Genomic DNA, 25288 nt, shown 5'->3' with positions numbered 1-25288 from the left:
ACGCTGGGACCGCAGCCGATACACGTAGTCTTGGGAGGGGACGCGACTTCCCTCACAACCTGCAGGCGAAAATCCCATCCCGCACTTGGCGGATCACATCAAAACCGATACATCGCCACAGTCAGCGGTCGCGATCAATAACTCGCCACGATCGACAGAGCGACGTCCGCACCCCCTCGCAGGCTATCGATATCCCTTCGCGGGGAATTACCGAACAGCCGACTATATTCCCGATTGAACTGGGTCGGGCTCGCATACCCGACCCTGAACGCCGCCGACGCGGCGTCGAGGCGCTCCGCCAGCAGCAGCCGACGCGCCTCGTTGAGCCGTATCCATTTCTGATACTGCAACGGACTCATGCCGGTGAGCTGGCGGAAGTGATGATGGAAGGTTGAACTGCTCATCTGAACTTGCGCCGCGAGATCATCGACACGCAACGATTCATCGTAGTGAGCGCGTAACCACCGGATCGCGCGCGACACGCGGTTGCACTGACTGCCGGTGGATGCAATCTGGCGCAGGCGGGCGCCCTGGTCGCTCGTCAGCAGCCGATAGTAGATTTCCCGCTTGATGTACGGTGCAAGAACGGCAATGGCGTTCGGGTCGTCCAGCAGCGCGAGTAGCCGGTTCAGCGCGTCGTACAGCGGTTCGTTCATGTCGCCGACGACGAGGCCGCGGCCCGCTGGAGCATCCTCGTGATCCGGCGCGACTTGCATCATCAGTTCGGCCATGACGCGGAAATCGAGCTTGAGGCCGAGCCCGAGAAACGGTTTGTCGGGGCTGGCCTCGATGATTTGCGTCGAACCGGGCAGATCGAGCGACGTGATCAGAAAGCGGTCGGCGTCGTAGATGTAGGCATCGCCGCTCTGCATGACTCGCTTCGCGCCCTGAACGACGAGGCCGAAGCTCGGCTCGACCATGCATTCCATCGGCAGCGTCGGCGCTTCCCTTCGATGAAAGCTCAGGTTGGGAATGGCCGTATTGAGGTGATCGACGCCTTCGGTCCATCTCGCGACGCGCTCTGCGAGCGTTTGTCGCAATTCGTTCTCGCGGCTGCGGCGGGTCGAACGGCGGTCTGCGTGGTCGAATGCCGCGATGGCGACGTCGTCGCCTCGTTGGTCGGGTATGTATCGGACGGATACCGGATGCATGACTCTACTCAGGTAATCGGGTCGACAGGCAGGCCGTCGACGTGCAGGGGGAGGCCGGCAACGCGTTCACCACCCGGAGTCGCGGCGCGGCCATCTTGCCGGAGAGCACGCGCAGCGACTGGCGGACTATTTCGTCGCCTGCGATGCGCAAAGCTGCCAGCGTCGCGTTTTCGCCGCCGGTGCTGCCGCGCGCTCGTCGACCGTGCGCCACCAGCGCTCGCCACGATGGGGTGCGCCGAGATCGAGGCGTTCGCCCATCCGCGGTGTCGACAGCTCGATGCCGCGCACGAGCGCCAACGCCGTGACACGCTCGAATGGCTCCTGCCAGCGATGCATGGCGAGATCGAACGTGCCGTTGTGGATCGGGATCAGCCAGCGTCCACGCAAATCGATGTGCGCCTGCACGGTTTCTTCCGGTTGCATGTGCACGTACGGCCATTGCGCATCATAGGCGCCCGTTTCGATCAGCGTGACGTCGAACGGCCCGAGGCGCTCGCCGATCTCCCGGAAGCCGTCGAAATAGCCCGTATCGCCGCTAAAGAACAGGCGCAAATCGTCGTCGACGATCACCCACGACGCCCACAGCGTACTGTTGCCGTCGAACAGGCTGCGTCCCGAGAAGTGCTGGGCGGGCGTTGCCGTCAGCGTCACCCCTGCCACGTCCATGCTTTGCCACCAGTCGAGCTGGCGCACCTTGTTCGCGTCGATCCCCCATTCAATCAGCCGATCGCCGACGCCCAGCGTCGTCACGAACACGTCGGTGGTGGCGGTCAGCGCGAGCACCGTGTCGCGGTCGAGGTGATCGTAATGATCGTGCGACAGGATCACGCCGCGTAACGGAGGAAGCTCTTCCAGCGCGATCGGCGGCGCATGAAAGCGCTTGGGACCCATACGCCGAAACGGCGACGCGCGCTCGGCAAACACCGGATCGGTCAACCAGAATTCGCCGCGCAACTTCAGCAACAGCGTCGAATGGCCGAGCCGGTACAGGCTGCGATCGGGCGCCGCGTCGAGTTCCGCGCGGGTCAACGAATCGACGGGCAGGGTGCCGGCGGGCACGGTGTGACGCGGCTTGTTGACCAGCATGTTCCACGCAATGCCCAACGTCTTGCCCAATCCTTCGGCGGGCCGTGGCGCGACATTGGCAAAGCGCTCGCCATTGTGCTGCGGCGAACCGCCGGACAGCGCCCGGCCACGTCGGGCGGCCGCGAGACCCAGAATGCGGTGAATCAAAACGAGAGGCGATGCCATGTCCGGTTCGTCCGAAGAATAAAGTACACTAAGCAGTGTAGTTTATTTTTGGGATAAGTAAACTGCCCGGTGTAAAATTTCTCCATGGATACCAGCACTTCCCCTCAGCGCCTGACTGACCGAAAGCGCGTGGCCATCGTCGATGCGGCAATCGAGGAATTTCTCGCCGCCGGCTACGATGCGACGAGCATGGATCGCATTGCCGCGCGCGCGGGCGTGTCGAAACGAACCGTCTACAACCACTTTCCGGGCAAGGAAACCCTGTTCGCCGCAATCCTGCACAAGCTGTGGGATGCGACCCGGACCGGCAGCTCGCCGACCTATCGCGCCGACGTGCCGCTGCGCGAGCAACTGCTCGCGCTGCTCGACCGCAAATTGCGGTTGATGAACGACGAAGCGTTTCTCGCGCTGGCGCGCGTCGCGATCGGCGCGGCCATCCATTCGCCGGAACGAGCGCGCGACATGGTCGAACGTCTCGGCGAGCGTGAGGAAGACGTCACGGTCTGGGTGCGTGCGGCCGCGGCGGCCGGCCGTCTGTCGGCCACCGATCCGGTGTTCGCCGCGCATCAGTTGCATGGCGCCGTGAAGGTATTCGCGTTCTGGCCGCAGATCACGATGGGCCAGCCGCCGCTGACGGCGCAGGAGCAGCAGAAAGTGGCGGAATCGGCCGCCGACATGTTCCTCGCGTACTACGCGCGACCGGACGACGGCGCCGCGTCGCATCGCACGCAGGACTGAACCCGCATCCTCGAGCATCCGGAAGCGCGGGCCAATCGAAATCGTTGCGATGCGCGAAACCCGCCGACTCGGAGAAAACGAACGCACAATCGCACCTAACCGTGCCGACCGACCATCCGGCCCCAACCCGGCGATACCGTCCGCGCCCCCGAAGCCGACTGCGAGCAACGACCCATGAAGACGCTGTTGATCGTCTATCACACGATGACCGGAGGCACACAGCAGATGGCCGAAGCGGCTGCCGGTGGGGCTCGCGAGCAGCCGGGCGTCGACGTCAGGCTGCAGCGCGCGGACGCGACGAGCGCCGACGATGTGCTGGCGGCCGACGCGTACCTCTTCGCGACGCCGGAGAATCTTGCGGCGATGTCCGGGCTGATGAAGGATTTCTTCGATCGCTGCTACTACGCGGCGCTCGATCGCGTGAACGGCCGCCCGTATGCGGCGATGATCTGCGCGGGAAGCGACGGACAGAACGCGTTGCGGCAGATCGACCGGATCGCGACCGGATGGCGGCTGAAGAACGTCGCGCCCGGGCTGATCGTCTGCACGCATGCGCAGACGCCGGCGCGTATTCTCGCGACGAAGACGATCGACGGCGACGCGCTCGCGCGCTGCGCCGAACTCGGTGCGGGCCTCGCTGCGGGGCTTGCATTGGGCGTGTTCTGATGACGGATGCGGCGGCGCCGATCTGCCGAATCGACGCAGGCTGGGTCTGCCGCCGGCCGCGCAATACCGATTCCGCCAACGACGCCGAACCGCCGAGCGCCGAGGCTTCAGCGGCCCTTTGCCGTTGCCGAAGGCCGGTGGTATTCGGGCCAAAGACGTTTGACGAGATCGCGCGATGCGCCGTATGCATGGCAACTGTCGATTTTGAGCGGCTTGCCTTCGCTGTCGCGGTAATCGAGCGACGATCGCCGCATGCCGACCATCGTCTGATAGGCGGTCGTCGCGATCGGGCCGAGCAATTCCTTCAGGTGCGTGCACGTATCGCAAGACGGCAGGCGCTTGCGTACCTCGCTGTTCCAGCCCGCACTGATGTTCAATCCGACGAGCGCCTGCAGCGAGTCGCCGCCGCCTGGACATTGCGCGTACGGATGCGAACGGATGAACGTGGATACGGCGCGCACGACCATGTCGACGTCGAAGACCAGCGTCACACCAAGATCGTGGAGCGGCGTCAGCGCCGCGACCGTCCGCGCGCCGCCGGGCGGCGTGAAATCGCTGGTCTTGCGGTCCGCGAGGCAGGCCGTGACTTCGAACAGGCCATCGCTGCGCCGATAGCCGCGCATGTCGATCTGCCGATGGTGGATCTCCTCGCGCGTGATGCCGTCGTGCGGGGTGTCGTCTTGGGAAACCATGCATCCGCTCCATCTCGTGTAACCGGGTCTTTCGCAGGCAACGGGATCGCGCGCGCCGATCGGGCGCGCGGTGAAAAACAGGCGGGACGTGCTGCCAACGAGGTCGATTTGGCCATACTACGCACTTTCCGATATTTTCGTTCGCGACCCGATCGATGCGGACGCAACGAATCGGACCCCGAGGTCGGCGCAAACGTGGGTCAGGGGGAGTGTCGCGCGACGTCGGGGGTCAAGCAACGCTTTGCGGATGCGACACGACGCTGTCCGACGGCTGTCGCGCGGAAGATCGCGCGTCCCGTTGAGCATTCGCATGGCCCGATTTCCGGTCGGGCCGCGAATGGCGTGACATCCGGAAACGTATCCATATAATGCGCAACACGACCGCGCGGACGCATTTCCGGCGCCGCGGCCCGGGCAAATGCGGACCGGCGAGTCAACCGGCCGTCCCGCGTACCGGTATACTTCCACTCCTGCCTTGTCCGGCATCGAGGCCGGGTGCCTGAAACAGAGTGGCGTGCGCGATGCGGCCCCGTCGTGTTCCGCACCGGCGGCAGGCCGGCCGCACGCATGGCGGCGTTGCTTTTGCGCCGCGCGGCATGGCCGCACGAACCACACCTTATATTCCTGGTGGATTGAATTTATGGGTTTTGAACAACTTGCCGAATTGCGGGCGCAGCTCGCAGCGAAGGCCAAGCAGGAGCGCAACGCGAAGCGGCCGGCGGCGCCGACGGACGCCGGTGCGAAGCCGAAGTCCGGCGACCAGCCGTCCCGCGGCGCCAAGCCGGGCGCTGGCGCGAAGGCGCAGCATCGGGCGAAGCCTGCTTCGGCGAAGCCGTCGGCGCCGGTCGATCCGGTCATCGTCGCAATCGGCAAACTGCAGCGGAAGTTTCCGCGCGCGTTCCCGAAGAATCCGGCCCCCAAAGTGCCGCTCAAGGTCGGCATCTGGGACGATCTCGCACGCGAAGCGCAGGCCGTGGGCCTCAATGAAGCGGAACTACGCGAAGCAATGTCGACGTGGTGCCGCGGTAACCGCTACTGGTCCTGCCTCGTCGAAGACGCGGTGCGTGTCGACCTGCAGGGCAACGAAGCCGGGCGCGTGACGCACGACGACGCGGCGCGCGCGCGCCGTCTGAAGGCTCGCCGCCCCGGCGGCAAGGGCGCGGCACAATCGGCCAAGGGTGCGCCGCAGCAGCCGAAGGCCGAGCAGCAGGCCGAGGCCGCTGCCGCGCCGCAACCGGCGCAAGCCGAAGCGGAAGCGAAGGAGCAGACCGACGCCACGCAGCAGGTCGAACAGCAAACGGCCGGCAACGAGTAATCCGCACCGCGTGCTGCATACCCGCTGCAAGTCGCGGCGGCGCATGACACGACGGACCGACCTGCGTCGACAGACGCAGGTCGGGACTACCTCCACCGGCGCTGAATCTGCCGGTACATCCCCTCCCTGTCGAACACGGATAACGCGAACGGACGATTCACGTTCGTCGGTCGGCGTCGGCACGCATGATATGTCGACTGCGTCGTTTGTGTTCCAATGCTTCGTATACCTGAGCAATAAAGCGGCCTCTACCAGATAATTCGCGTTACGAAATGATGAAACGGGACGCGTCGATCGACGCGCAAGCGATGCCGCCTGTTCCTCGCGACACAATGGCGCGCGATAATCACGACTGAACTGGATCGTCGCCCCGCGGGCAAGCCGATCGCGACGATACACCCCGTCTTTCGAAAAGTAAGGCAAGCCCGTCTCGACCCAAGGCCACGCCCAGCGTCATCAACGTCGACTCAACCCGAACCATGAACCCGAGACATTCCGCGATTTTCGTCGCGCTCGCGGCTGCCGCGCTGTTCGGCGCCGCGACACCGCTCGCCAAGGCGCTGATCGGCGCGATGTCGCCGTTCATGGTCGCCGGCCTCTTCTATCTCGGCAGCGGTGTCGGGCTCGGCATCGGGATGCTGCTGCGCCGCTGGCACAGCCGTCGTGCACCGGCCGCGGACGCCGCGCCGTTGCAGCGGGCCGACTTGCCGTGGCTGGCCGGCGCGATCGCCGCGGGCGGCGTGGCCGGCCCCGCTCTGTTGATGCTCGGGCTGTCGAGCACGCCGGCGGCCACGAGCGCGTTGCTGCTCAATCTCGAGGGCGTGCTGACGGCCGTGATCGCGTGGCTCGTGTTTCGCGAGAACGTGGATACGCAGGTATTCCTCGGCATGGTGGCGATCGTCGCAGGCGGCACGCTGTTGTCGTGGACGCCGGGCCGGGCCGGCGTGCCGGTCGGCGCGCTGCTGATCGTCGGCGCATGCCTGTGCTGGGCGATTGACAACAACCTGACCCGCAAGGTGGCCGCGAACGACGCGATGGTGATTGCGTGCGTGAAAGGGCTGATCGCGGGGCCGGTGAATGTCGGCATCGCGCTGGCGACCGGCGCGCCGCTGCCCGCGATACCGGTCACGGCCGCGGCGATGCTGACGGGGCTCGGCGGCTACGGGATCAGCCTCGTGTTGTTCGTCGTCGCGCTGCGTCATCTCGGCAGCGCGCGTACCGGCGCGTATTTTTCGATCGCCCCGCTGTTCGGGGTCGTGCTGTCGTTGCTGATCTGGCCGGCGCTGCCGCCCGCGACGTTCTGGTTCGCGGCCGCGCTGATGACGCTCGGCATCTGGCTGCACGTGCGCGAACGGCATGAACACACGCATGTGCACGAGCGGCTCGAACATACGCATCGGCATCGGCACGACGACCATCACCAGCACGCGCACGACTTCCCGTATGACGGCGACGAACCGCACACGCATCCGCACGTGCATCTGCCGATCACGCACAGTCACGCGCATTTTCCGGATATTCATCACCGGCATCGACACTGACCGTGTCGCGCGCGATGGGCGCTGCGGATCGCAAGGTGACCGTTTATGGGAAACGCAGTCAGCCGTTTCCCCGAATGCCGCGGGCCGTCATCATGCCGTCGACGTGTGTGTCGGCATTCGCGTGCCGGAAGCGGCTGCCCGTCGCCGGATCGGGTTCGACGTGGGGAATGTGCTTCGGCAACCGGTCCGCGATTTGATGACTATTCAGCCGTCGTTGCGTGAGATACAGGCGATTCGCGGCGTTTCGCCGAAGCGGAATGTGGCGTCGAAATCGTGTCACGGCAGGCTCGCGCTTGCCTTGCCGATCAAGACGGCTTTTGCGGCTGACGATGCGACGACACAGGCGGCGTCAAGCGTCGCGACGGGAACTATCGCGCCGGAGGAAAGCAGACACCGAAATCTTCGCAGCCCGGGCATCCGGGTGCGGGCCCGGGCGGCACGCCGCGCGATGCGGCCGCTTCCTGCGCGAGGAATTTCTTCCAGCGCAACTGAGCGACGTTGCGCGCGGCGAGCGCGGGGAAAAAGCGCTCGAGCATCGCGGATACCGCGTCGCGCCCGTCGAGCCCGAGGTCGCGCCACAAATGGTCGGGACGCAGGCACGCATGCGCGATGATCGACGCGAGGCAATCGGCATCGTCGCGGGCGACGGCGGGATTCGTGTCGCCCATCAGCCGCGCGCGCAGCGTCGCGACGAATGTCGAGGGGGCGGCCGGCAATGGCGACGGCGCGACCGTCCGCATGAGTGCAGCGGTATCGACGGGTCGCAGAGGCGGAAACTGCCGGGTCAGCAGGCCGGCGAACTGGCCGGGCGACAAGCCGAGCAGCGACAGTTCGTTGCGGCACGCGCGCGCCGTCACGAGCGCGCCGAACAGCCGTGCATCGGCCGCGTCGGCGTGAGCCGCAGCAGCTTGCAGCGACCGCAACGCCTGTTCACGCGCGCGATCGGCCGGAGCGGTCACCGCGCACCTCCTGACGAGAACCGGGCCGCACGCATGCGCGGCGGCCGATGAATCGCGGTCGCGATCGTCACGCGATCACTCGACGCCGACGATCACGCTCGATGCCTTGAAGATCGCGGATGCGGCGGCGCCGCTCGCGAGCCCGAGACGATCGACGCTGTCGTTGGTGACGATCGCGACGATTTCCGCACCGCCCGCCGCCCGGATCACGACCTCCGAATTGACCGCGCCCTTCGCGACCGACGCGACGGTGCCCGCGACGCAGTTGCGGGCCGACACCTTGCTGCTGTCGACGTCGACCATCACGATGACCGACGACGCCTTGACGAGCGCGAACGCGTTCGTGCCGGCCGCGAGGCCCAGCGACGCCGCGCTGCCGTGGGTGATCACGGCGACGATCTCGAGGCCGTCCTGCGTGCGCAGCGTGATTTCGTCGTTGACGGCACCGGGCTCGATGGCGCTGATCTGGCCGGAAAATTGGTTGCGGGCGCTCGTTCGCATGATGACGCTCCGGGTGGTTGCCGCGGCCGGGCCGGCTGCGGCGGCAGGTGATCGGAAATGCGTCGGCCAGTGTACCGTCAACGCCGGCCCCGCGAATACCCTCGCGCGAATCGGTTCAACCCCTTGCCGCGGGGCGTTTCGTCATGCATGCGAGATATGCCGATGCCGATGTTTCTACGGCGCTGACGTGCCAGCCACGGGTGCGGTGGTCGCAGCACCGGTGTCCGCCGCGGCCGTTGCGCCGTCGCCGTCCCAACCGCCGCCGAGCGCGAGGAAGAGCCGCACCTGGTCGGCCGCGACCTGGCCTTCGGCCGCCGCGACCTGCGCCCGCACGCTCGTCAACGTGCGCGTCGCGTCGAGATCGGCGATGAACGATTCGCGGCCGGCCGCATAGAGACGATGCGTTTCGGCGGCGGAATTGCGGGCCGATTCGTACGCGGTGCGCAGCGCATCCGTGCGCTGCACGTCGGCCGCGTAAGTCGCGAGGCTCGACTGCGTTTCGCGTAGCGCATTCAGCACGACGCCGTCGAAGTGTGCGAGCGCGCCGCCGGTTGCGGCTTCGGCTTCGCGTACGCGCGCACGCTGGCCGTTGACGGGGAACGACCAGCTGATCAGCGGTCCGAACGACCAGCGATTCGTGGTGGACGAGAACAGGTCGGCGGCGACGCCGACCGAACCGGCCGACGCACCGATGCTGACGGACGGGTACAGCGCGGCGGTCGCCACGCCGATCCGAGCGGTCGCGGCGGCGAGCTGACGTTCGGCTTCGCGCACGTCGGGCCGGCGGCGCAGCAGCGCGGCGCCGTCGCCGATCGGAATCGGCTGACGCAGCCTCGGCAGGCGTTCGCATTCGGCAGCGGCTTTCGGCAGATCGGCCGGCGCGCGGGCGAGCAGCGCGGCGAGCTGGTACTGCGCGACCTTGCGGCGGCCTTCGAAGCGCGGGATGTCGGCGGAGAGCGTCCGCACCTGCGTCACGCCGCGCGTCACGTCGGTCTGGTTGCCGCGCCCCGCATCGCGCAGCCGCTGCGACAGCGCGACGCGCTGCTGCTGCAGCGCGAGCGACTGCTTCGCGATCGCCAGTTCCTCGCCGGCCGAGCACGCTTCGACATACGCGCGTACGACGTCGGCCACGACCGTGATGCGCGCGAGGTCGCCGGCCGCCTTGACGGCCTCGCTGTCCGCGCGTGCGGCTTCGACGCCGCGCCGCAGCTTGCCGAACAGGTCGAGCTCGTACGACACGTTGATGCCGACCGCGCCTTCGTTGACCACCGGCAGCTTGTTTTCGAGCAGGTATTGCTCGGCCGATTCCTGTGCGCGCTGCACGCCCGCGTCCGCTTTGCCCGAGAAGCCGCCCTGTTCGTTCGCGACCACCAGCGCCGCGCGCGAGCGCGCGAGGTTCGCCGCGGCGACGCGCAGGTCGGTGTTCGACTTCAGCGCATCGCGCACGAGCCCGTTGAGTACCGGGTCGTCATACAGCTGCCACCAGTTGCCGGGCACCGCGTCGCGCGACACCAGTGCGCCGTTCGCGTCGTCGAGCGCATGGTTCGCGAGCGGCGCATTGACGTACGCCTGTTGCGGCAGTTTGTAGTCGGGGCCCACCGACTTGCACGCAGCGAGTGCGAGCGCAAGCGGGGCGAGCGTCGCCGCGACGCGCAGACCGGGCCGCTTCATTGCGATGCTCCCGTGGCGCTGGCGGGCGTACCGGACGTCGCCGAAACCGGCGCGGCCGCCGACGTGGTGCTTGCGCCAGCCGGTTTCGCGTCGTCGTTGCGGCGCGTGTCGGCGCCGCGCATCGACACGGTCGCGGTACGGCCCGCGATCATCCGGAAATCGTCGGGCACCTCGTCGAGCACGACGCGCACCGGTACGCGCTGCGCGAGCCGCACCCAGCTGAACGCCGGGTTCACGTTCGGCAGCAGGTTCGCGCCTTGCGTGCGGTCGCGGTCCTCGATCGCGGCGACGATGCTCTGCACGTGGCCGCGCAACGCATGCGGCTCGCCCATCACGATGATGTCGACCGGCTGACCGATATGGATGCCGCGCAGCTTGGTTTCCTCGAAGTAGCCGTCGACGCGGAACGAGTTGCGGTCGACGACCGACAGCACCGCGCGGCCGGCCGGTACATATTCGCCGACCCGCGGGGCGCGGTCGTTCAGGTAGCCGTCCACGGGACTCACGATCGTCGTGCGCTGCAAGTTCAGCTTCGCGGTATCGAGCGACACCTGCGCATCGGCGACGCTGGCTTCGCCCTGCTCGACGCGCGTGCGGCTTTCCTCGACCTGTTCGCTCGCGACCAGGTTGCCGAGCTGCAGGTTGCGCGCGTATTCGCGTTTCGCCTGCGCCAGCGTCGCGCGTCGCTGCGCGAGCGTCGCTTCGGCGAGCCGTTCCGCGAGCGCGTAGCGCGCCTGGTCGATCACGAACAGCACCTGGCCGCGCTTGACCTCCTGGTTGTCGGCGACCTGCACCGACGTGATGAGGCCCGACACGTCCGGCGCGACCTGGATCACGTCGGCGCGCACGTGCCCGTCGCGCGTCCACGGCGAGAACATGTAGTAGTTGATGATGCGCCACAGCACGAGGCCGGCCACGACGACGACGATCAGGGTGAGCAGGACTTGCCCTGCCGAGAGCCAGGTTTTTTTCACGTTAGGTAGCCACGAGTTGGTGGGACACGATCACGACGGCGGCCAGCACGAACACGTAGATGCCGAGGTCGAAGATCGAACGGTGCCAGACGAGGCGGTAGAAGCCGATGCGTTCGAGCACTGCGCGCACGACGATGTTGATCAGGTACGCGATCAGCATCAGTACGAGCGGGGCCGGCACGAACACGCCGAAGATATCGATTTCGCCGATCATGGTCGCGGTTGGAAGGACAAGGTGGAAAGCCGGTTCATGCGCGCGCTCCGTCCGGCGCCCGCGGCGCTTGCGCGGCCGCGGCCGGATACAGCGACAGACGCATGCCGACGAGCGCATGCAGCGTGTCGCGCAGCCGGCGGTGCGTGGCCGGCGTCTCGGGCGTGGCTGCGCCGTCGGCCGGCGCGGCGGCCGGCAGGTTGCGGCTGGCCACGCGCCGCAGCGCGTCGTCGATCGTCGCGAGCAGTGTGGGCGGCGCGGGCTGGCGCGCGTTCGCGGCCGCGCAGCGCGCGTAGTGATCGGTCACGCCGGCCAGCACGCGATCGATCGCGTCGGGCACGTCGCCCGACAGCCGGCGCCGCGAGCGGCGCAGGTCGAGCGCGTTCAGCGCGATGCGCAGGTCGCGAAAGCTTTCGATCGACGGGTGGCGATGATCGTCGGACGCGCCGAGGCGCGGCAGCAGTTGCGTGACGCGATCGAGCATCCGCGACGCGTGGTTGCGCTGATCGTCGAGCGGCTGCGTCGACGCCGAGCGCGCGACGTCCTCCCAGCCCGAGCGCAGCAGGCGCCGTACCGCGAGTTCCGCACCGAACGGCCGCGTCGCGCGCGTCCACACGTACGCGAACAGCAGCCCGGCGACGCCCGCGAGATTACTGTTCAGGAACACGAAGAAATCGGCTTCGTATGCGCTCTGGATGCTGATGAAGGTGGCCGTGTTCACCGCGACGAGCATCGTCACCATGTTGAACTGCGGGCGCGGCAGCAGCGTGCCGATCAGGATGAACGGGCTCGCGAACATCAGCACGAGCATCGCGAAATCGTGCACGTGCGGCAGCACGACGAACAGGTACAGGCCGGCGAACACGACGCTCGCGGCGGTCGACAGGAAGAACTTGAACACCAGCGGCGCGGGCTCGTCGAGCGCGGCGAAGAAGCTGCACGACACGGCCACGAGCGTGACGGCGGCCGCGCCGTCGTGCCAGCCGGACGAGATCCACAGCCAGCACGCGAACACGATCGCGAACACGACGGTCAGCGTCGAGAACAGCATCATCCCGCGATCGAAGAAGCGCTCGGAGCCGCCGAGCCGCCAGTGCCGGTAGCGCGGCTGCCACACGCCCGACTCGTTCGCGATCAGCGCGCGCAGCGAGCGGCAGTCCTGCCAGATGTCGATGACCTGGCGCAGCCGCCACAGCGCGTTCGACAGCAGCGCGCCGTCCCAGCTCGCCAGCGCGCTGTCGGGCGGCTGCAGCAGGGCGATGCGCTCGCGCAGGTCGTCCGCGACCGGATCGTGGGCCATGTCGCCGTCGGAGCCGGTCTTCACGGCCGGCAGCGGCGCGTCGAACCATTTCGCGGCGTCGGCCAGCAGCGCGTCGAGCGCGGGCGGACGCACGTGCAGGTCGCGCATCAGCGCGATCAGCGGATCGGCGAGCGACGACATCAGCGGCAGGAACAGTTGCATCCGGCCCGCGAGCGCCTGCGCGCGCGCGAGGACGCGCGGATGCGCATGGTCGTAGCCCAGCTGGCTCAGCAGGAATTCGAGGCCGGTGATCGTCGCGGCAAGCCGCTGCCGGCACGCGGACAGCGCCTTGCCGGCCAGGTGCCCGGACAGCGTTTCGCGGCCGTAGAACGCGGCGTCCTTGAACCACGCGTCGGTGCGCTCGATCAGCGTCGGCGCGAGCCGGTTCGGGAACACCGTGCTGCCGACCACGCTCGCGCACACGATGCCGAGCACGATCTCCTCGGTGCGCGCGATCGCGACGTCGAACACGGTGGACGGATCGGTGACGGTCGGCAGCGCGATCAGCGGCATCGTGTAGCCGGCGAGCATGAAGACGTAGCTGCGCGCGGTGCGGTCGGAGATCGCGAGGTACAGCAGCGTGCCGCACCAGGTCGCGACGATGATGCTGAACAGGAGCGGCGTCTCGACGAACGGCGGCACGAAGAAGATCGCGGCGGCCGCGCCGAGCGCGGTGCCGAGCGCGCGGTACAGCGCCTTCGAGCGCGTCGCGCCGACGAACGGGTTCGACACGATGTAGACGCTCGCCATCGCCCAGTACGGGCGCGGCAACTGGAAATACAGGCCGAGGTACAGCGCCAGCATCGACGCGGCGAACGTCTTGCCCGAAAACAGCCAGTCGCGAAGGCTCGGATAGGTCATGTCGCGGAATCGGCGCTGTGGGACGGGTGCGACGCAGGAGGCTGCGCGTCGGCTGCGTTGAACGCGTTCAGCACGCGCAGCGTCGCTTCGAGATCGGCGCGCGATACGCCCTTGAGCACCTGGGCGCGCAGCGCGCGAAGGTCTTCTTCCATCTTCGCGGTGACCGCGCGGCCGGCGGCCGTCAACGAGATCGTCTTCGCGCGGCGATCGAGCGGATCCTCGTCGCGGCGCGCGAGGCCGGCCGCGCACAGCTGGTCGAGCAGGCGCACGAGCGACGGCCCTTCGATGCCCACATGTTCGGCGAGCGTGCCTTGCCGCACGCCTTCGCCGAGGCGCCCGGCGATCAAGAGGGGCGTCGCGCAGGCCTCGGAGACGTTGTATGCGGTCAGCACACCGTCGCTGGTGCGGCGCCACTTGCGCGCGGTGAGCACGAGCAGGCTGCTGACGGCGAGGCGGAGGTCGTGCAGGTTGGTCATGGACGAGATGATAGGGGCAAAAATATTCGATAGCAAACTATCGTTTTTGTCGCCCGGATGACACGTCGCATGTCGCACGGCCGGCCGTGTGAAGCAATCCAGGTGGCGTGTCGGCCGTGATCAAGTTGTAAGGCTGGCGAACCGAATGCCCCGCGTATGACGTGGCGACTATATTGAATAATCAGACGAGAGCGGGCCGGCGGCACGAAGCGCGGCCGCGTGCGTCAGGGCAAATTCGAAGCCCGCGCGGCGTATTCCGCGCGGGTAGTGCTTGCGACGCCCCTCGAACGATAAAGGTGTGCGGGCCCGTTTCTGTTTGGGCACGCCGATTGCACAGTCCGATTCGCCCAGGAACGTCCTGCTTTCGCGCACGGTTGCGCCGGGACAATATTTTCCGGGTGTCTTTCCGCTCGACCGTGCGCAAGCCATGACGGAGACCCATGTGCGTGTCCGGTCTCCATGCCGGTTCGTCGGCTGGATATTCACTAGACGCACGGGTTATCGGAATTTGGGAAACGCTTGAGCGGGGCCAACGGACCCGGTTCGAGCGGGACGAAGAAGCGTAAGGGCGTCGATTGTGTTCGAAGCGGACATTCGCAGTGCGGTTCGGCCGGGAACCCTTAGTCCGGTGGTAGCACCAATGCCTCGCACCCGGTATCTGCAACGAATGTCGCAAGCAATCGTGCCGACCGCGCCGGATCGGGATTCTCGGCGAACAGGTGCAGTGCGCGCGGTGGCTCGAACCACGTTTGTCCACTCGCATAGTCGACTGGCGCTCCGCCCTCCAGTTGAGAGCGGATGGCCCCTTCCAGCACGACCGCCACGACCGAACCCGGGTGACGATGCGCGGGCGTAAAGCCGAGTGGCGGAAAGTCGACGATGGCCGTCGTGACCGACTTGCCTGGAGCGTTAGGCAGGGATTCGCATGACAGAACCTTGACGGTGGAAGCGGGCCGGTTCGTGGCGTCGGCATTCGGCGATGCATTGGATAGCAGCCGCTCGCCGCCGCTACCGCAGATGTCCGTCAGCCAGTCGACGGCTGAACGCGGCGCCGCCGGGCCGAGCGTCAGCGCCGCTGCCGCCAGCGCGGCAAGCATCGTGGACTTGCCGGCCAGGCGACGCCGGCGCGGCGGAAGCGGCCATGCACGCGGGTTCATGCGCGCGTCGCCGATCGCATGTCCGGCGACCAACCGAGCTCACGCTTCGCCTTGGCGCTGCTCACCTCGGCGTCGTCCTGTGCGATGTTGAATACGCCTGCCGCGCCTCGTTGAAGCGCAAGCAACGCCGCATACGCAGCGGCTTCGACGTGCAGCGGGCTTGAGCCAGTCGGGGCATCGGCACCCGTGCCCGGCCCGTAAATCTGTCCGTACCTGAGTGCCGTACCCGTCAGCGGCGCCGTCGTCAGCACGTGCCGCTCCAGCGCGGCGACACCCCGTACGCTTGTCCCGCGCGTGCCTTGCGCATCGAGGTCGAGCGGGCAGTTTTCGTCGTAGGGCGTCACGCCTGGCCGATACGCCCACGCAATGCTTTGCGCGATCATCCGTTTGCTGCCGGCTGAAATGGCCGCTGCGACCAGGTTGCGTGTTCCCTCGTCGCGTATGCGGGCATTCGCCGCCACCGCCCGAGCCATGAGGGCGGGGTCGAGTCCGGAGGGCAGGTCGGTCAATTGATGAATCACGCTGTGCGGGGCGATGCGAACCAGCGCGTCGCGGAGCGCGGCCGCATCGAATACATCGACGACGACCGGCGTGACCCCTGCGTCTTCAAGCTTTCTCACGCGGTCCGCGCGCCGGGTGCTACCGAACACCGTATAGCCCGCGGCGATCAGCAGCGGCACGAGCGCGGTGCCGATGGCGCCGCTCGCGCCGGCTACAAAAACCCTGTGTGTCATTTCTTTCTCCTCTCTGCGATGGCGAGCGCTTGCAACGGTATGGCGCGCTTGCGACGAGGAGCAGGGTAAGGCTGTTAATGGTCGCGAAAAAGGTCCATTATTGCGATATTGACTGAGCCAATTTGAAAAGGTGACGATGCGTCGAGCCGAGCAGATCGAACTTGCACTGGCGCCGCGACCGCCCGGTACGTCGCTGCAACGCTGGCTCTATGACGAACTGCGCTCGGCGATCTTGACGGGCCGGTTGTCGCCCGGTGCGCGCCTGCCTTCGTCGCGTGATCTCGCGGCACGATTTGCGTTGTCGCGCGGAACAGTCCTCAGCGTGTTCTCGCAACTCGATGCCGAAGGCTATTTGACGGCCGCCACCGGCCGAGGGAGCTTCGTCGCGCCCGAACTGCCGGACCGACGTATCGACAGCAACGATCGGGTATCGACCAAAAAGCACGATGGACGATCACGCGCGCAGGCGCGGGACGGCGATCACGATGGCGCTGCGCGAGCGCGTGGCATCGCGCTCTCGAGCCGGGGCCGTCTGCTTGCGCAAACCCCTTTTCAGGTGAACGGCCGTGTAAGTCCGGCGCGGGCCTTTCGTGCCAGTCAACCTGACCTCGATGCGTTTCCGTTTGAACTGTGGGGCCGGCTGGCGGCGAAGCGCGTGCGTCGCACACGTCGAGATCTGCTTGGCGACGGCGAGGCGCAAGGTTATCGTCCACTGCGCGAGGCTATCGCCGCGTATGTCGGAATGTCGCGCGGTATTACCTGCACGGCGGATAACGTCGTGGTGCTCGGCAGTGTCCAGCAGGCTATCGATCTCGGCGCGCGTCTATTCCTCGATCCGGGAGACGCGGCATGGATCGAAGATCCGGGCTACCCTGGCGCGCGCTTCGTGCTCGAAGCCGCGGGCGCCCGGGTCGTCGGTGTGCCTGTCGATGCTGGCGGCGTCGACGTGGACTGGGCGCGGCGGCACGTCCCCGACGCGCGTCTCGCGTATGTCACGGCCGGGCGGCAAGCGCCGCTGGGGCCTCCGCTCGCGCTGGAAAGGCGGTTGTCGCTGCTCGAATGGGCACGGGATCGAGGCGCCGTGATCATCGAGGACGACTATGACAGCGAATTCCGCTTCGAGGGCCATCCGCTGGCCGCAATGAAGAGCCTCGACCACGATGGACACGTGATTTACTGCGGCACGTTCAGCAAATTGATGTTTCCGGCGTTGCGTACCGCGTACGCGATCTTGCCCGACCGGTTGGGCGATTCCTTCGTGGCCGCGTTGTCGTTGACGGCTCGGCATGTGCCACTGGATCAGCAGTCGGTGCTGCATGAATTCATCGCGGACGGTCATTTTGGCAGGCACATCCGGCGCATGCGCATGCTGTACGGAGAGCGCGCCGAAGCGCTGAAGATGGCCGCCGCCCGGCATCTTTCCGGGCTGCTGGAGGTTCCGCGAATCGTCGCGGGGCTCGATGCGGCGGCCTTCTTGCCATCCAACGTCGACGACGCCGACGTCGCGCGCCGTCTGGCGCGCGAGGGCATCGAGACACGACCGCTGTCGCTCTATGCGATCGACCGTCCAGGGCCCTCTGGGCTGGTGTTGGGTTTTGCAGCCGTCGGCAGTGACGCGATCCAATCGGGAGTGATCACACTTGCGCGTGTGCTGGCGCGTTGACGGGGCTGAATCGTAGCCATCGTCAACGCGGGCACGTGTGCGACGTGTTGACTGCCCGCGCAGGCCGCAGCCGGCTCGCCGCAGCGCCGACCGGCGAACGGCGGTAAGCTGCGCGCTGCCACGCCGGAATCCCCGGACCTTGCCGCGCGTGGCGTCCCTTTTTTCACCCATCCTCAGGAGCGCATATCGTGGCGACCTACATCGTTTTTACACGGGAAAGCACGCAGGACCAGCATGAACTCGACCTCTACTCGAGCCAGGTCGGTGCGACCCTCGCCGGCCATCCGGTGAAGGTGCTCGCCGCCTATGGGCCGCAGGAAATCCTCGAGGGTGAAGGCCCGGAAGGCGTCGTGATCGTCGAGTTCCCGTCGAAGGAGGCCGCGCACGCGTGGTACCACGGCCCCGAATACCAGGCGGTCGTCCAGCACCGCTTCAAGGGCGCACGCTATCGCGCGGTGCTGGTCGAGGGCGTCTGAACGCGGCGGCGCGCGCCCGTTACCGCACGTGCGGGAGCAGCGCGCGCAGCCAGTACGATACGGCCACCGCACCGCCATCCGGCGTGCCGATCGCGCGCTCGCCGAGATAGCTGGCCCGTCCCGCGCGCGGCGTCATGCGCGCCGTTTCCTCCGCGCCTTGCTCGGCCGCGTCGACGGCCGCCGCCCAGGCGCTCGCGGGCTCGCGATCGTCGTCGAGCGCGCGGGCGAATGCATCGGCGGCCGGCACGAGCGCATCGAGCATCGTCCGGTCGCCCGCCTGGGCGCCGCCGAGTTCGCTGATGGCATCCACTGCCGCGCGGAACGCCGCGGCCCAGTCGCGCGGCGACGGCTCGGCGCGATCGGCGACATCGGCCAGCCGGCGCGACGCGCGCAGCAGCGCGGTCGCATAGAACGGCCCGGAACTGCCGGCGATCGCGCGCCGCAACGCGGCGCCGAGCGCCGCGAGCGCACCGGACGGCGTGCCGTACGCGGTGTCGGGCAATTCGAGGATCGCCTGCGCGGCGCGCCGCATGCTCGCGCCGAGATCGCCGTCGCCGGCTGCCGCATCGAGATCCGTCAGCGTCTGCTCGTGATCGATCAGCGTCTGCGCGACCGCGTGCAGCGCCGGTTGCAGGCGCGCGGCCCACGCGCGCCCGGCCGCATCGAGCGGTGGCATCGGCGCATCCTGCGACGCGTTCGCCGCCACGCGAATCCGCGTGTTCACGATGCCGCCGCCCGGCCATGCGCGCGCCTGCGTCGGCGCGTCGAGCAGCGCCGCACGCTCGTCGTTCAGCCGCAGCACCGAAATCGAGCAGCCCGGCATGTTCAGCGCGGACAGGAACGTGCCGGCCCACGCGCGCGCGACGACGATGCCGCGCCGGCTCAGGTTGTCGAACGCGGCGCGCAGCACGATCGCGAGCTCCATGTCCGGCGTCGCGCCGAGGCCGTTGACGAACAGCGCGACGCGTTCGTCGCGGTCGAGCACGAGATCGGCGACGATGCTCGACAGCAGTGTGTCGGCCAGCGCGTCGGCCGGCAGCGGCGCGCGGCGCTCGACGCCTTTCTCGCCGTGGATCCCGAGGCCGAGCTCGATTTCGTGATCGGCGAGGCTGAAGCCCGACTTGTCGGCGCCGGGGATCGTGCAGCCGTCGAGCGCGACGCCCATCGTGCCGAGCTCGGCCGCCGCGTCGCGCGCGATGCTCGCGACGCGGGCAAGCGGCAGCCCGTGCGCGGCCGCCGCGCCCGCGAGCTTGTGGATCAGCACGGTGCCCGCGATCCCGCGTCGCTGGCCGCGCTCGACGCGGCCGCGCAACGACACGTCGTCGGCGACGATGACGGTTTCGACCGGAATGCCTTCCGCGCGCGCAAGCTCGGCGGCGAGCCCGAAATTGAGCCGGTCGCCTGTGTAGTTCTTCACGATCAGCAGCGCGCCGTTCGGGCCGGCGCTTGCGCGGATCGCGGCGAGCACGGCATCGGTCGACGGCGACGTGAACACTTCGCCGCACACGGCCGCGCTCAGCATCCCTTCGCCGACATAGCCGCCGTGCGCGGGCTCGTGGCCGCTGCCGCCGCCTGACAGGATCGCGACCGGCCGCTGCGACGGCTCGGGCAGCGGCTGGCGGACGAGCACGTGCTCGTCGCCGAGGATCGCGAGATGCGGCGATTGCCGCGCGATGCCTTCCAGCATTTCTCGCACGACGTCGGACGGGCGGTTCACAAGCTTTTTCATGGCGACGGGTTCCGGACGGGTGAACGGGGCTCGGCCGGACGCGCACGGGCGCCGGACGGCTTTCGTGTTGCGGAGGATCGTGCGTGGCCTGTTGTCGGTCGCGGCCGGTCGCATCACGGCGACCGGATGCGGGGCGGGCAACGAAGCGTACGCTTCGCGCCACGATACATCAGGTTCGGGCGTCGCGACACGGATCGCGGCGCGATGGCGTGATGGCGCCGGGGCGGAACGGCGGCGTGCGCCGGAGGCGGCTATTTCAGCGCGGTGATGGCCTTCGCGCGAATCAGCCGCGCGCGCAGCACGTTGCGGCTGATGCCGAGCAACTGCGCGGCCCGGATCTGGTTGCGATGGCTGAATTCGAACGCGACGCGCATCACGGTGTCCTCGATGTGTTCGAAGAGATTGCCGTGCCCGGCGTCGAACAGGTCGCGCAGCGCGTGTTCGAGCGCCGCCTGTGCATCGGCGGACGAATCGGCCACGGGTGCGGAAACGGCCGGCAGACACGGTGGCGCGATGGGCAGGTCGGTGTCCTGCAGCGCGTCGTGGCGGCTCAAGAGCAGCGCGTGATGGATCACGTTTTCCAGTTCGCGGATATTGCCGGGCCAGCCGTGCGCCTCGAGCCGGCGCTCGGCGCGCGGATCGATGCGGCTCGGCCCGCCGCCGAGCCGGTCGCGGTACATGTCGAAGAAGTGATGCGCGAGCGGCAGGATGTCGCCCGGGCGGTCGCGCAGCGGCGGGACCGCGAGCTGCACGACGTTGAGCCGGTAGAACAGGTCGCCGCGAAAATGCCCGGCCGCGACGGCCTGCTGCAAGTCGACGTTGGTCGCCGCGACCACGCGCACGTCGACCGGAATGCCCGTGCGCGAACCGAGACGCACGACCTCGCGCTCCTGCAGCACGCGCAGCAGCTTGACTTGCATCGCAAGCGGCAGGTCGCCGATTTCGTCGAGAAACAGCGTGCCGCCGTGCGCGGCCTCGAACCAGCCCGGCTTCGCGCTGAATGCGCCGGTAAACGCGCCCTTCTCATGGCCGAACAGCTCGCTGTCGACGAGCGTTTCGGAGAGCGCGCCGCAGTTCACCGCGACGAACGGTCCGTCGCGGCGGGCGGCGAGCTCGTGAACGTGGCGTGCGATCAGCTCCTTGCCGGTGCCCGTCTCGCCGACGATCAGCACGTTCGCGTCGCTTGGCGCGACGCGGCGAACCTGTTCGAGCAGCGCGAGCGAACGCGGATCGGCGAACACCTGCGCATGCGCGCGGGACGGCGCGTGACGTTCGGGCTGCGTGAGCACGGGCGCCGCGGCCTGAAGCCCGGCCGGGTCGCGGGAAGCGGTGACGACACGAAGATTGAGCGGGCGCGGCGATGCGGAAAGGGAAGTCATGGCGATGAACCGTTGGATGGCCGGGCAATGCGGGCCGGCGGCTGCGTGATCAGCAAAGTGTTGAACGTTTCGTCGCGCGGGAAAAGCATCGATTTCTGATAACCAAAGCGCGATTGCTGCGGAACCCGCAATGGCGCGGAAGAGGGGCGGGGCAGTGATGTCGCGGCATCAAATTCAGCGCTATCGCGTGCGATGCGCTGCTGCCTGACCAGCAGCGCATCAGCAGACCCGCTGCCCCGGATTCATCGCGTGACGGAATATCGATGTGACGCGCGAACGGGAACGCTTGTCGTTGTCGCGCATTAGGCCGAGCGCCCTTTCCGGCGGGCGATGGCGAAAAGATTCGTGATGCAGAAGACTGTTCCGACACGCCCCCGCACCAATGGCACGCTCCTTGCTGACCCGAACCGGTATCGCCGCACCGCACGCGGCTCCACCACGGGAACGCATTGCATGAGCCACACCCTCAACGTCGTCGCGATATCGGGCAGCCTGCAGCGGCCGTCGCGCACGCTGGCGCTGACCGACGCGATCGTCACGGCGCTCGGCGCCGCGCTGCCGATCGATACGCGGCTGATCGAACTCGGCGAGATCGGCAGCCGGCTGGCCGGCGCACTCACGCGCGCACAGGTGCCGGCCGATCTCGATGCGCTGATCCGCGCGATCGAGACGGCAGACGCGCTCGTCGTCGCGAGCCCGGTGTATCGCGCGTCGTACACGGGCCTCTTCAAGCACCTGTTCGACCTCGTGCGCCACGACGCGCTCGTCGACGTGCCCGTGCTGCTCGCGGCCACCGGCGGCAGTGAGCGTCATGCGCTCGTGATCGATCATCAGCTGCGCCCGCTGTTCAGCTTCTTCCAGGCGCGCACGCTGCCGATCGGCGTGTATGCGTCCGAAAGCGATTTCGATCGGTACCGGATCGCGAACCCGGCGTTGCGCGAGCGCATCGCGCGCGCCGTGGAGCGTGCGGTGCCGCAACTGCGCCCGCACGCGCTTTCCGCCGCGGCCGCCTAAGCCGCTTTTTCATTTCCCCTTCGACCAGGACACCTTCATGAGCCTTCCCGACCCTTCCGCCGACGGCGTCAAATTCGCGTACTGGGTGCCGAACGTCAGCGGCGGCCTCGTCGTCAGCACGATCGAGCAACGCACCGACTGGAGCCTCGAATACAACCAGAAGCTCGCGCGCACGGCCGAGGCGGCCGGCTTCGACTACGCGCTGAGCCAGATTCGCTTCACGGCCGGCTATGGCGCCGAATACCAGCACGAGTCGGTGTCGTTCAGCCAGGCGCTGCTGCATGCGACGACGAAACTCAAGGTGCTCGCCGCGATCCTGCCGGGACCGTGGCATCCGGCCGTGGTCGCGAAGCAGCTCGCGACGATCGACCACATCTCGAACGGGCGCATCGCGATCAACGTCGTGAGCGGCTGGTTCAAGGGCGAATTCACCGCGATCGGCGAGCCGTGGCTCGAGCACGACGAACGCTATCGGCGCTCGAAGGAATTCATCCAGGCGCTCAAGGGCATCTGGACGCAGGACAACTTCACGTTCAAGGGCGACTTCTACCGCTTCAACGATTACACGCTGAGCCCGAAGCCGGTGCAGAAGCCGCATCCGGAAATCTTCCAGGGCGGCAGTTCGCGGGCGGCGCGCGACAACGCGGCGAGCGTGTCGGACTGGTATTTCACGAACGGCAACACGCCGGAGAACCTGAAGGCGCAGATCGACGACATCCGCGCGAAGGCGGCCGCGAACGACCATCGCGTGCGGATCGGCGTCAATGCGTTCGTGATCGCGCGCGACACCGAGGAAGAAGCGAAGGCCGTGCTCGACGACATCATCCGGCACGCGCACGTCGAGGCCGTGCACGCGTTCGGCGATGCGGTGAAGCAGGCCGGCAACGCGTCGCCCGAAGGCGAGGGCAATTGGGCGAAATCGACGTTCGAGGATCTCGTGCAGTACAACGACGGCTTCCGCACGAACCTGATCGGCACGCCGCAGCAGATCGCCGAGCGGATCGTCGCGCTGAAGGCGATCGGCGTCGACCTCGTGCTGGCCGGATTCCTGCATTTCATCGAGGAAGTCGAGTACTTCGGCAAGCGCGTGCTGCCGCTCGTGCGCGAACTCGAGGCGCAGCGGCAGGCCATTGCCGCGTGACGTCGACCCGCCGCCCGCGCGCGGCCCGCGATCGTGCGGGCCCGCGCGGCGGCACGACGCTTACGCGATGCCCGCCATTTTCGATGCGTCGATCATCATCTCCACGCCGAGGCCGCCGAGCACCGCGCCCATGGCCCAGCGCTGCGCGAGCAGCAGCGTCGGACGGCCGTGCAGGAACGTCGCGAGGCTACTCGAACAGATCGCCACCATCCCGTTGGCCGACGCGAACGCGGCAATCAGCAGCGAGCCGAGAAACAGCGACTGGCCGAACACGCTGCCTTGCCCGTAGTCGATGAACTGCGGCAGCAGCGACACGAACAACATCGCGAGCTTCGGGTTCAGCACGCTGGTCGTCGCGCCCATCGCGAGCAGCCGCAGCGGCTGCTCGTTCGGCAGCGTCTTCACCTCGAACGGCGAGCGGCCGCCCGGCCGCACCGCCTGCCAGGCGAGGTACAGCAGATAGGTCGCGCCGACCGCGCCCAGCACGCTGCCCGCGTAGGGCACGCTCATGAACAGCGTCGTGATGCCGAACGCCGCGGCGAACATGTAGAACAGGTAGCCGAGCATCACGCCGGCGAGCGAAACGAGCCCGGCCGCCCGCCCTTGCGCGATCGAGCGCGACATCACGTAGACCATGTTCGGCCCCGGCGTGACCGCGAGCATGCCGCCGATGACGAGAAACCCGTAGAGCGATCCGGACGTGTGCATGTTTTCCGCTTCCTGCGTCGAATGAGTGCTGACGGCGTTCATTGTCCGGCGCTGGAGGGGAACAGTAAAACGGGATAAACTGAATCGATTGATCAGTTTTTCTGAATAGAAATGAAGAAGCTCGACCTCGATGTGCTCGCGATGGTGGTGGCCGTCGCGGAATCCGGATCGTTCGCGCAGGGCGCGCAGATCGTGCACCGGTCGCCGTCGGCGGTGAGCATGCAGATCAAGACGCTGGAAGACGCGCTCGGCAAGCCGCTGTTCATTCGCGACACGCGCAACGTGACGGCGACCGACGACGGCAGGAGGCTGGCTGACTACGGCCGCCGGATGCTCGCGATGCGCGACGAGGCGTGGGCGTCGGTCGTGCGTCCTGAGATCCGCGGCCGCGTGACGATCGGCGTGCCCGACGATTACATCTCGTCGCTGCTGCCGCAGGTGCTCGGCAAGTTCGCCGCGATGCATCCGCGCGTGGAAGTGCGCGTGATCGGCCAGCCGAGCAACGCGCTCGTGCCGATGCTCAAGGACAACACGGTCGACCTCGCCTGCCTGACCCGCGTCAAGGGCGTGTCCGGCGAGCTGATCCGGCTCGAGCCGATCGTCTGGACGGGATCGCCGAAACGGAACGTGTGGGAGGAGCGGCCGCTGCCGGTTGCGCTGTTCTCGCACGGCAGCACGGCGCGCGATCATGCGATCAAGGCGCTGAACCGGCGGAAGATCCCGTACCGGATGTCATACGAAAGCCCGAGCTTTCTCGGGCTGCTCAGCATGGTCGAGGCCGGCCTCGCCATCGCGCCGCTCGCGCGCTGCTGCGTGCCCGATCACCTGCTGCAGTTGTCGGAGAGCCACGGGTTGCCGTCGCTCGGTGAACTCGAAGTCGTGCTCGCGCGCAGCGCGCAGTCGGCGCGGCCGCCGTGCGACTACCTCGCCGAGCAGATTCTCGGCCAATGGCGTGCGTGAAGCCCGCCTGCTCGCAGCGC

Annotated in this window: 24 protein-coding genes; 9 read left to right on the top strand and 15 right to left on the bottom strand. The window is 67.6% G+C overall.

Annotation, left to right across the window (positions count from 1 at the left end):
- Nucleotides 1–134: 134 nt before the first annotated feature.
- Both QZM72_RS03765 and QZM72_RS03760 read right to left on the bottom strand, forming a co-directional pair.
- Nucleotides 135–1151: an AraC family transcriptional regulator gene (locus tag QZM72_RS03765; protein WP_301737210.1), complete on the bottom strand. Its 1017-nt coding sequence runs from the start codon at nucleotides 1149–1151 to the stop codon at nucleotides 135–137.
- Between the two features lie 126 nt (nucleotides 1152–1277).
- Nucleotides 1278–2402 carry an MBL fold metallo-hydrolase gene (locus QZM72_RS03760; RefSeq protein WP_301737209.1) on the bottom strand — a complete coding sequence of 375 codons (1125 nt, stop codon included), beginning with the start codon at nucleotides 2400–2402 and terminating at the stop codon, nucleotides 1278–1280.
- Nucleotides 2403–2486: 84 nt separating this feature from the next.
- Here QZM72_RS03760 and QZM72_RS03755 point away from each other — a divergent pair, with 84 nt between their 5' ends.
- Both QZM72_RS03755 and QZM72_RS03750 read left to right on the top strand, forming a co-directional pair.
- Nucleotides 2487–3140 (top strand): TetR/AcrR family transcriptional regulator, encoded by a 654-nt coding sequence (locus tag QZM72_RS03755; RefSeq protein WP_301737208.1) that lies wholly within the window; start codon nucleotides 2487–2489, stop codon nucleotides 3138–3140.
- A gap of 174 nt (nucleotides 3141–3314) precedes the next feature.
- Nucleotides 3315–3806 (top strand): NAD(P)H-dependent oxidoreductase, encoded by a 492-nt coding sequence (locus tag QZM72_RS03750; RefSeq protein WP_301737207.1) that lies wholly within the window; start codon nucleotides 3315–3317, stop codon nucleotides 3804–3806.
- A 107-nt stretch (nucleotides 3807–3913) separates the two neighbouring features.
- On the opposite strand, the gene QZM72_RS03745 is transcribed toward QZM72_RS03750, so the two are convergent.
- Nucleotides 3914–4498 (bottom strand): DUF2889 domain-containing protein, encoded by a 585-nt coding sequence (locus tag QZM72_RS03745; protein WP_301737206.1) that lies wholly within the window; start codon nucleotides 4496–4498, stop codon nucleotides 3914–3916.
- 640 nt (nucleotides 4499–5138) lie between these two features.
- Here QZM72_RS03745 and QZM72_RS03740 point away from each other — a divergent pair.
- The gene (locus tag QZM72_RS03740; protein ID WP_089471647.1) at nucleotides 5139–5813 is read left to right on the top strand and encodes a ProQ/FinO family protein; all 675 of its coding nucleotides are present in this window, start codon (nucleotides 5139–5141) and stop codon (nucleotides 5811–5813) included.
- 479 nt (nucleotides 5814–6292) lie between these two features.
- The gene (locus QZM72_RS03735) at nucleotides 6293–7354 is read left to right on the top strand and encodes a DMT family transporter (protein ID WP_089471646.1); all 1062 of its coding nucleotides are present in this window, start codon (nucleotides 6293–6295) and stop codon (nucleotides 7352–7354) included.
- A gap of 368 nt (nucleotides 7355–7722) precedes the next feature.
- Here QZM72_RS03735 and QZM72_RS03730 read toward each other — a convergent pair whose 3' ends face one another.
- The 9 genes from QZM72_RS03730 to QZM72_RS03690 form a co-directional block, all read right to left on the bottom strand.
- A complete protein-coding gene (locus QZM72_RS03730) occupies nucleotides 7723–8313 on the bottom strand; it encodes a nitrogen fixation protein NifQ (RefSeq protein WP_089471645.1) in 591 nt (196 codons plus the stop codon).
- 75 nt (nucleotides 8314–8388) lie between these two features.
- Nucleotides 8389–8814, bottom strand: coding sequence for a molybdopterin-binding protein (locus QZM72_RS03725; RefSeq protein ID WP_301737205.1), 426 nt, complete (start codon nucleotides 8812–8814; stop codon nucleotides 8389–8391).
- A gap of 174 nt (nucleotides 8815–8988) precedes the next feature.
- Nucleotides 8989–10485 (bottom strand): efflux transporter outer membrane subunit, encoded by a 1497-nt coding sequence (locus QZM72_RS03720; RefSeq protein WP_301737204.1) that lies wholly within the window; start codon nucleotides 10483–10485, stop codon nucleotides 8989–8991.
- A complete protein-coding gene (locus tag QZM72_RS03715) occupies nucleotides 10482–11459 on the bottom strand; it encodes an HlyD family secretion protein (protein ID WP_301737203.1) in 978 nt (325 codons plus the stop codon). The genes QZM72_RS03720 and QZM72_RS03715 overlap by 4 nt, the downstream gene beginning before the upstream one ends.
- 1 nt (nucleotide 11460) lies before the next feature.
- The gene (locus QZM72_RS03710; protein WP_089471641.1) at nucleotides 11461–11673 is read right to left on the bottom strand and encodes a DUF1656 domain-containing protein; all 213 of its coding nucleotides are present in this window, start codon (nucleotides 11671–11673) and stop codon (nucleotides 11461–11463) included.
- 34 nt (nucleotides 11674–11707) lie between these two features.
- Nucleotides 11708–13831: an FUSC family protein gene (locus tag QZM72_RS03705; protein ID WP_301737202.1), complete on the bottom strand. Its 2124-nt coding sequence runs from the start codon at nucleotides 13829–13831 to the stop codon at nucleotides 11708–11710.
- A complete protein-coding gene (locus QZM72_RS03700) occupies nucleotides 13828–14307 on the bottom strand; it encodes a MarR family winged helix-turn-helix transcriptional regulator (RefSeq protein WP_301737201.1) in 480 nt (159 codons plus the stop codon). The genes QZM72_RS03705 and QZM72_RS03700 overlap by 4 nt, the downstream gene beginning before the upstream one ends.
- A gap of 620 nt (nucleotides 14308–14927) precedes the next feature.
- Nucleotides 14928–15464, bottom strand: a complete 537-nt coding sequence (locus tag QZM72_RS03695; RefSeq protein WP_301737200.1) for a cupin domain-containing protein — start codon at nucleotides 15462–15464, stop codon at nucleotides 14928–14930.
- On the bottom strand, nucleotides 15461–16198 hold the full coding sequence (locus QZM72_RS03690; RefSeq protein WP_301737199.1) for an NAD(P)-dependent oxidoreductase: 738 nt from the start codon (nucleotides 16196–16198) through the stop codon (nucleotides 15461–15463). The genes QZM72_RS03695 and QZM72_RS03690 overlap by 4 nt, the downstream gene beginning before the upstream one ends.
- A gap of 136 nt (nucleotides 16199–16334) precedes the next feature.
- Between QZM72_RS03690 and QZM72_RS03685 the strand changes: the two genes are divergently transcribed.
- Complete coding sequence (locus QZM72_RS03685) at nucleotides 16335–17861, top strand: PLP-dependent aminotransferase family protein (protein ID WP_301737198.1); 1527 nt, start codon at nucleotides 16335–16337, stop codon at nucleotides 17859–17861.
- A 188-nt stretch (nucleotides 17862–18049) separates the two neighbouring features.
- A complete protein-coding gene (locus tag QZM72_RS03680; protein WP_089438098.1) occupies nucleotides 18050–18337 on the top strand; it encodes a DUF1330 domain-containing protein in 288 nt (95 codons plus the stop codon).
- Between the two features lie 19 nt (nucleotides 18338–18356).
- Here QZM72_RS03680 and dhaL read toward each other — a convergent pair whose 3' ends face one another.
- Together dhaL and QZM72_RS03670 are read right to left on the bottom strand one after the other, a co-directional pair.
- On the bottom strand, nucleotides 18357–20066 hold the full coding sequence (gene dhaL / locus QZM72_RS03675) for a dihydroxyacetone kinase subunit DhaL (RefSeq protein ID WP_301737197.1): 1710 nt from the start codon (nucleotides 20064–20066) through the stop codon (nucleotides 18357–18359).
- A gap of 251 nt (nucleotides 20067–20317) precedes the next feature.
- Entirely contained in the window at nucleotides 20318–21445 is a 1128-nt protein-coding gene (locus QZM72_RS03670; RefSeq protein ID WP_301737196.1) for a sigma-54-dependent Fis family transcriptional regulator, read from the bottom strand.
- A gap of 453 nt (nucleotides 21446–21898) precedes the next feature.
- Here QZM72_RS03670 and msuE point away from each other — a divergent pair, with 453 nt between their 5' ends.
- Together msuE and sfnG are read left to right on the top strand one after the other, a co-directional pair.
- A complete protein-coding gene (gene msuE, locus QZM72_RS03665; protein WP_301737195.1) occupies nucleotides 21899–22459 on the top strand; it encodes an FMN reductase in 561 nt (186 codons plus the stop codon).
- Between the two features lie 37 nt (nucleotides 22460–22496).
- On the top strand, nucleotides 22497–23600 hold the full coding sequence (gene sfnG / locus QZM72_RS03660; RefSeq protein ID WP_301737194.1) for a dimethylsulfone monooxygenase SfnG: 1104 nt from the start codon (nucleotides 22497–22499) through the stop codon (nucleotides 23598–23600).
- A 60-nt stretch (nucleotides 23601–23660) separates the two neighbouring features.
- On the opposite strand, the gene QZM72_RS03655 is transcribed toward sfnG, so the two are convergent.
- A complete protein-coding gene (locus tag QZM72_RS03655; protein WP_089471745.1) occupies nucleotides 23661–24308 on the bottom strand; it encodes a LysE family translocator in 648 nt (215 codons plus the stop codon).
- A gap of 111 nt (nucleotides 24309–24419) precedes the next feature.
- On the opposite strand from QZM72_RS03655, the gene QZM72_RS03650 reads away from it, so the two are divergent.
- On the top strand, nucleotides 24420–25268 hold the full coding sequence (locus QZM72_RS03650; RefSeq protein WP_089471631.1) for a LysR substrate-binding domain-containing protein: 849 nt from the start codon (nucleotides 24420–24422) through the stop codon (nucleotides 25266–25268).
- The last annotated feature ends 20 nt before the right edge of the window (nucleotides 25269–25288 follow it).

The organism is Burkholderia sp. AU45388, assembly GCF_030481585.1.
In the GTDB taxonomy this organism is placed as follows: domain Bacteria; phylum Pseudomonadota; class Gammaproteobacteria; order Burkholderiales; family Burkholderiaceae; genus Burkholderia; species Burkholderia sola.
Note: the sequence above shows the minus strand (reverse complement) of the source record. Positions and strands in the feature narration are given on the sequence as shown.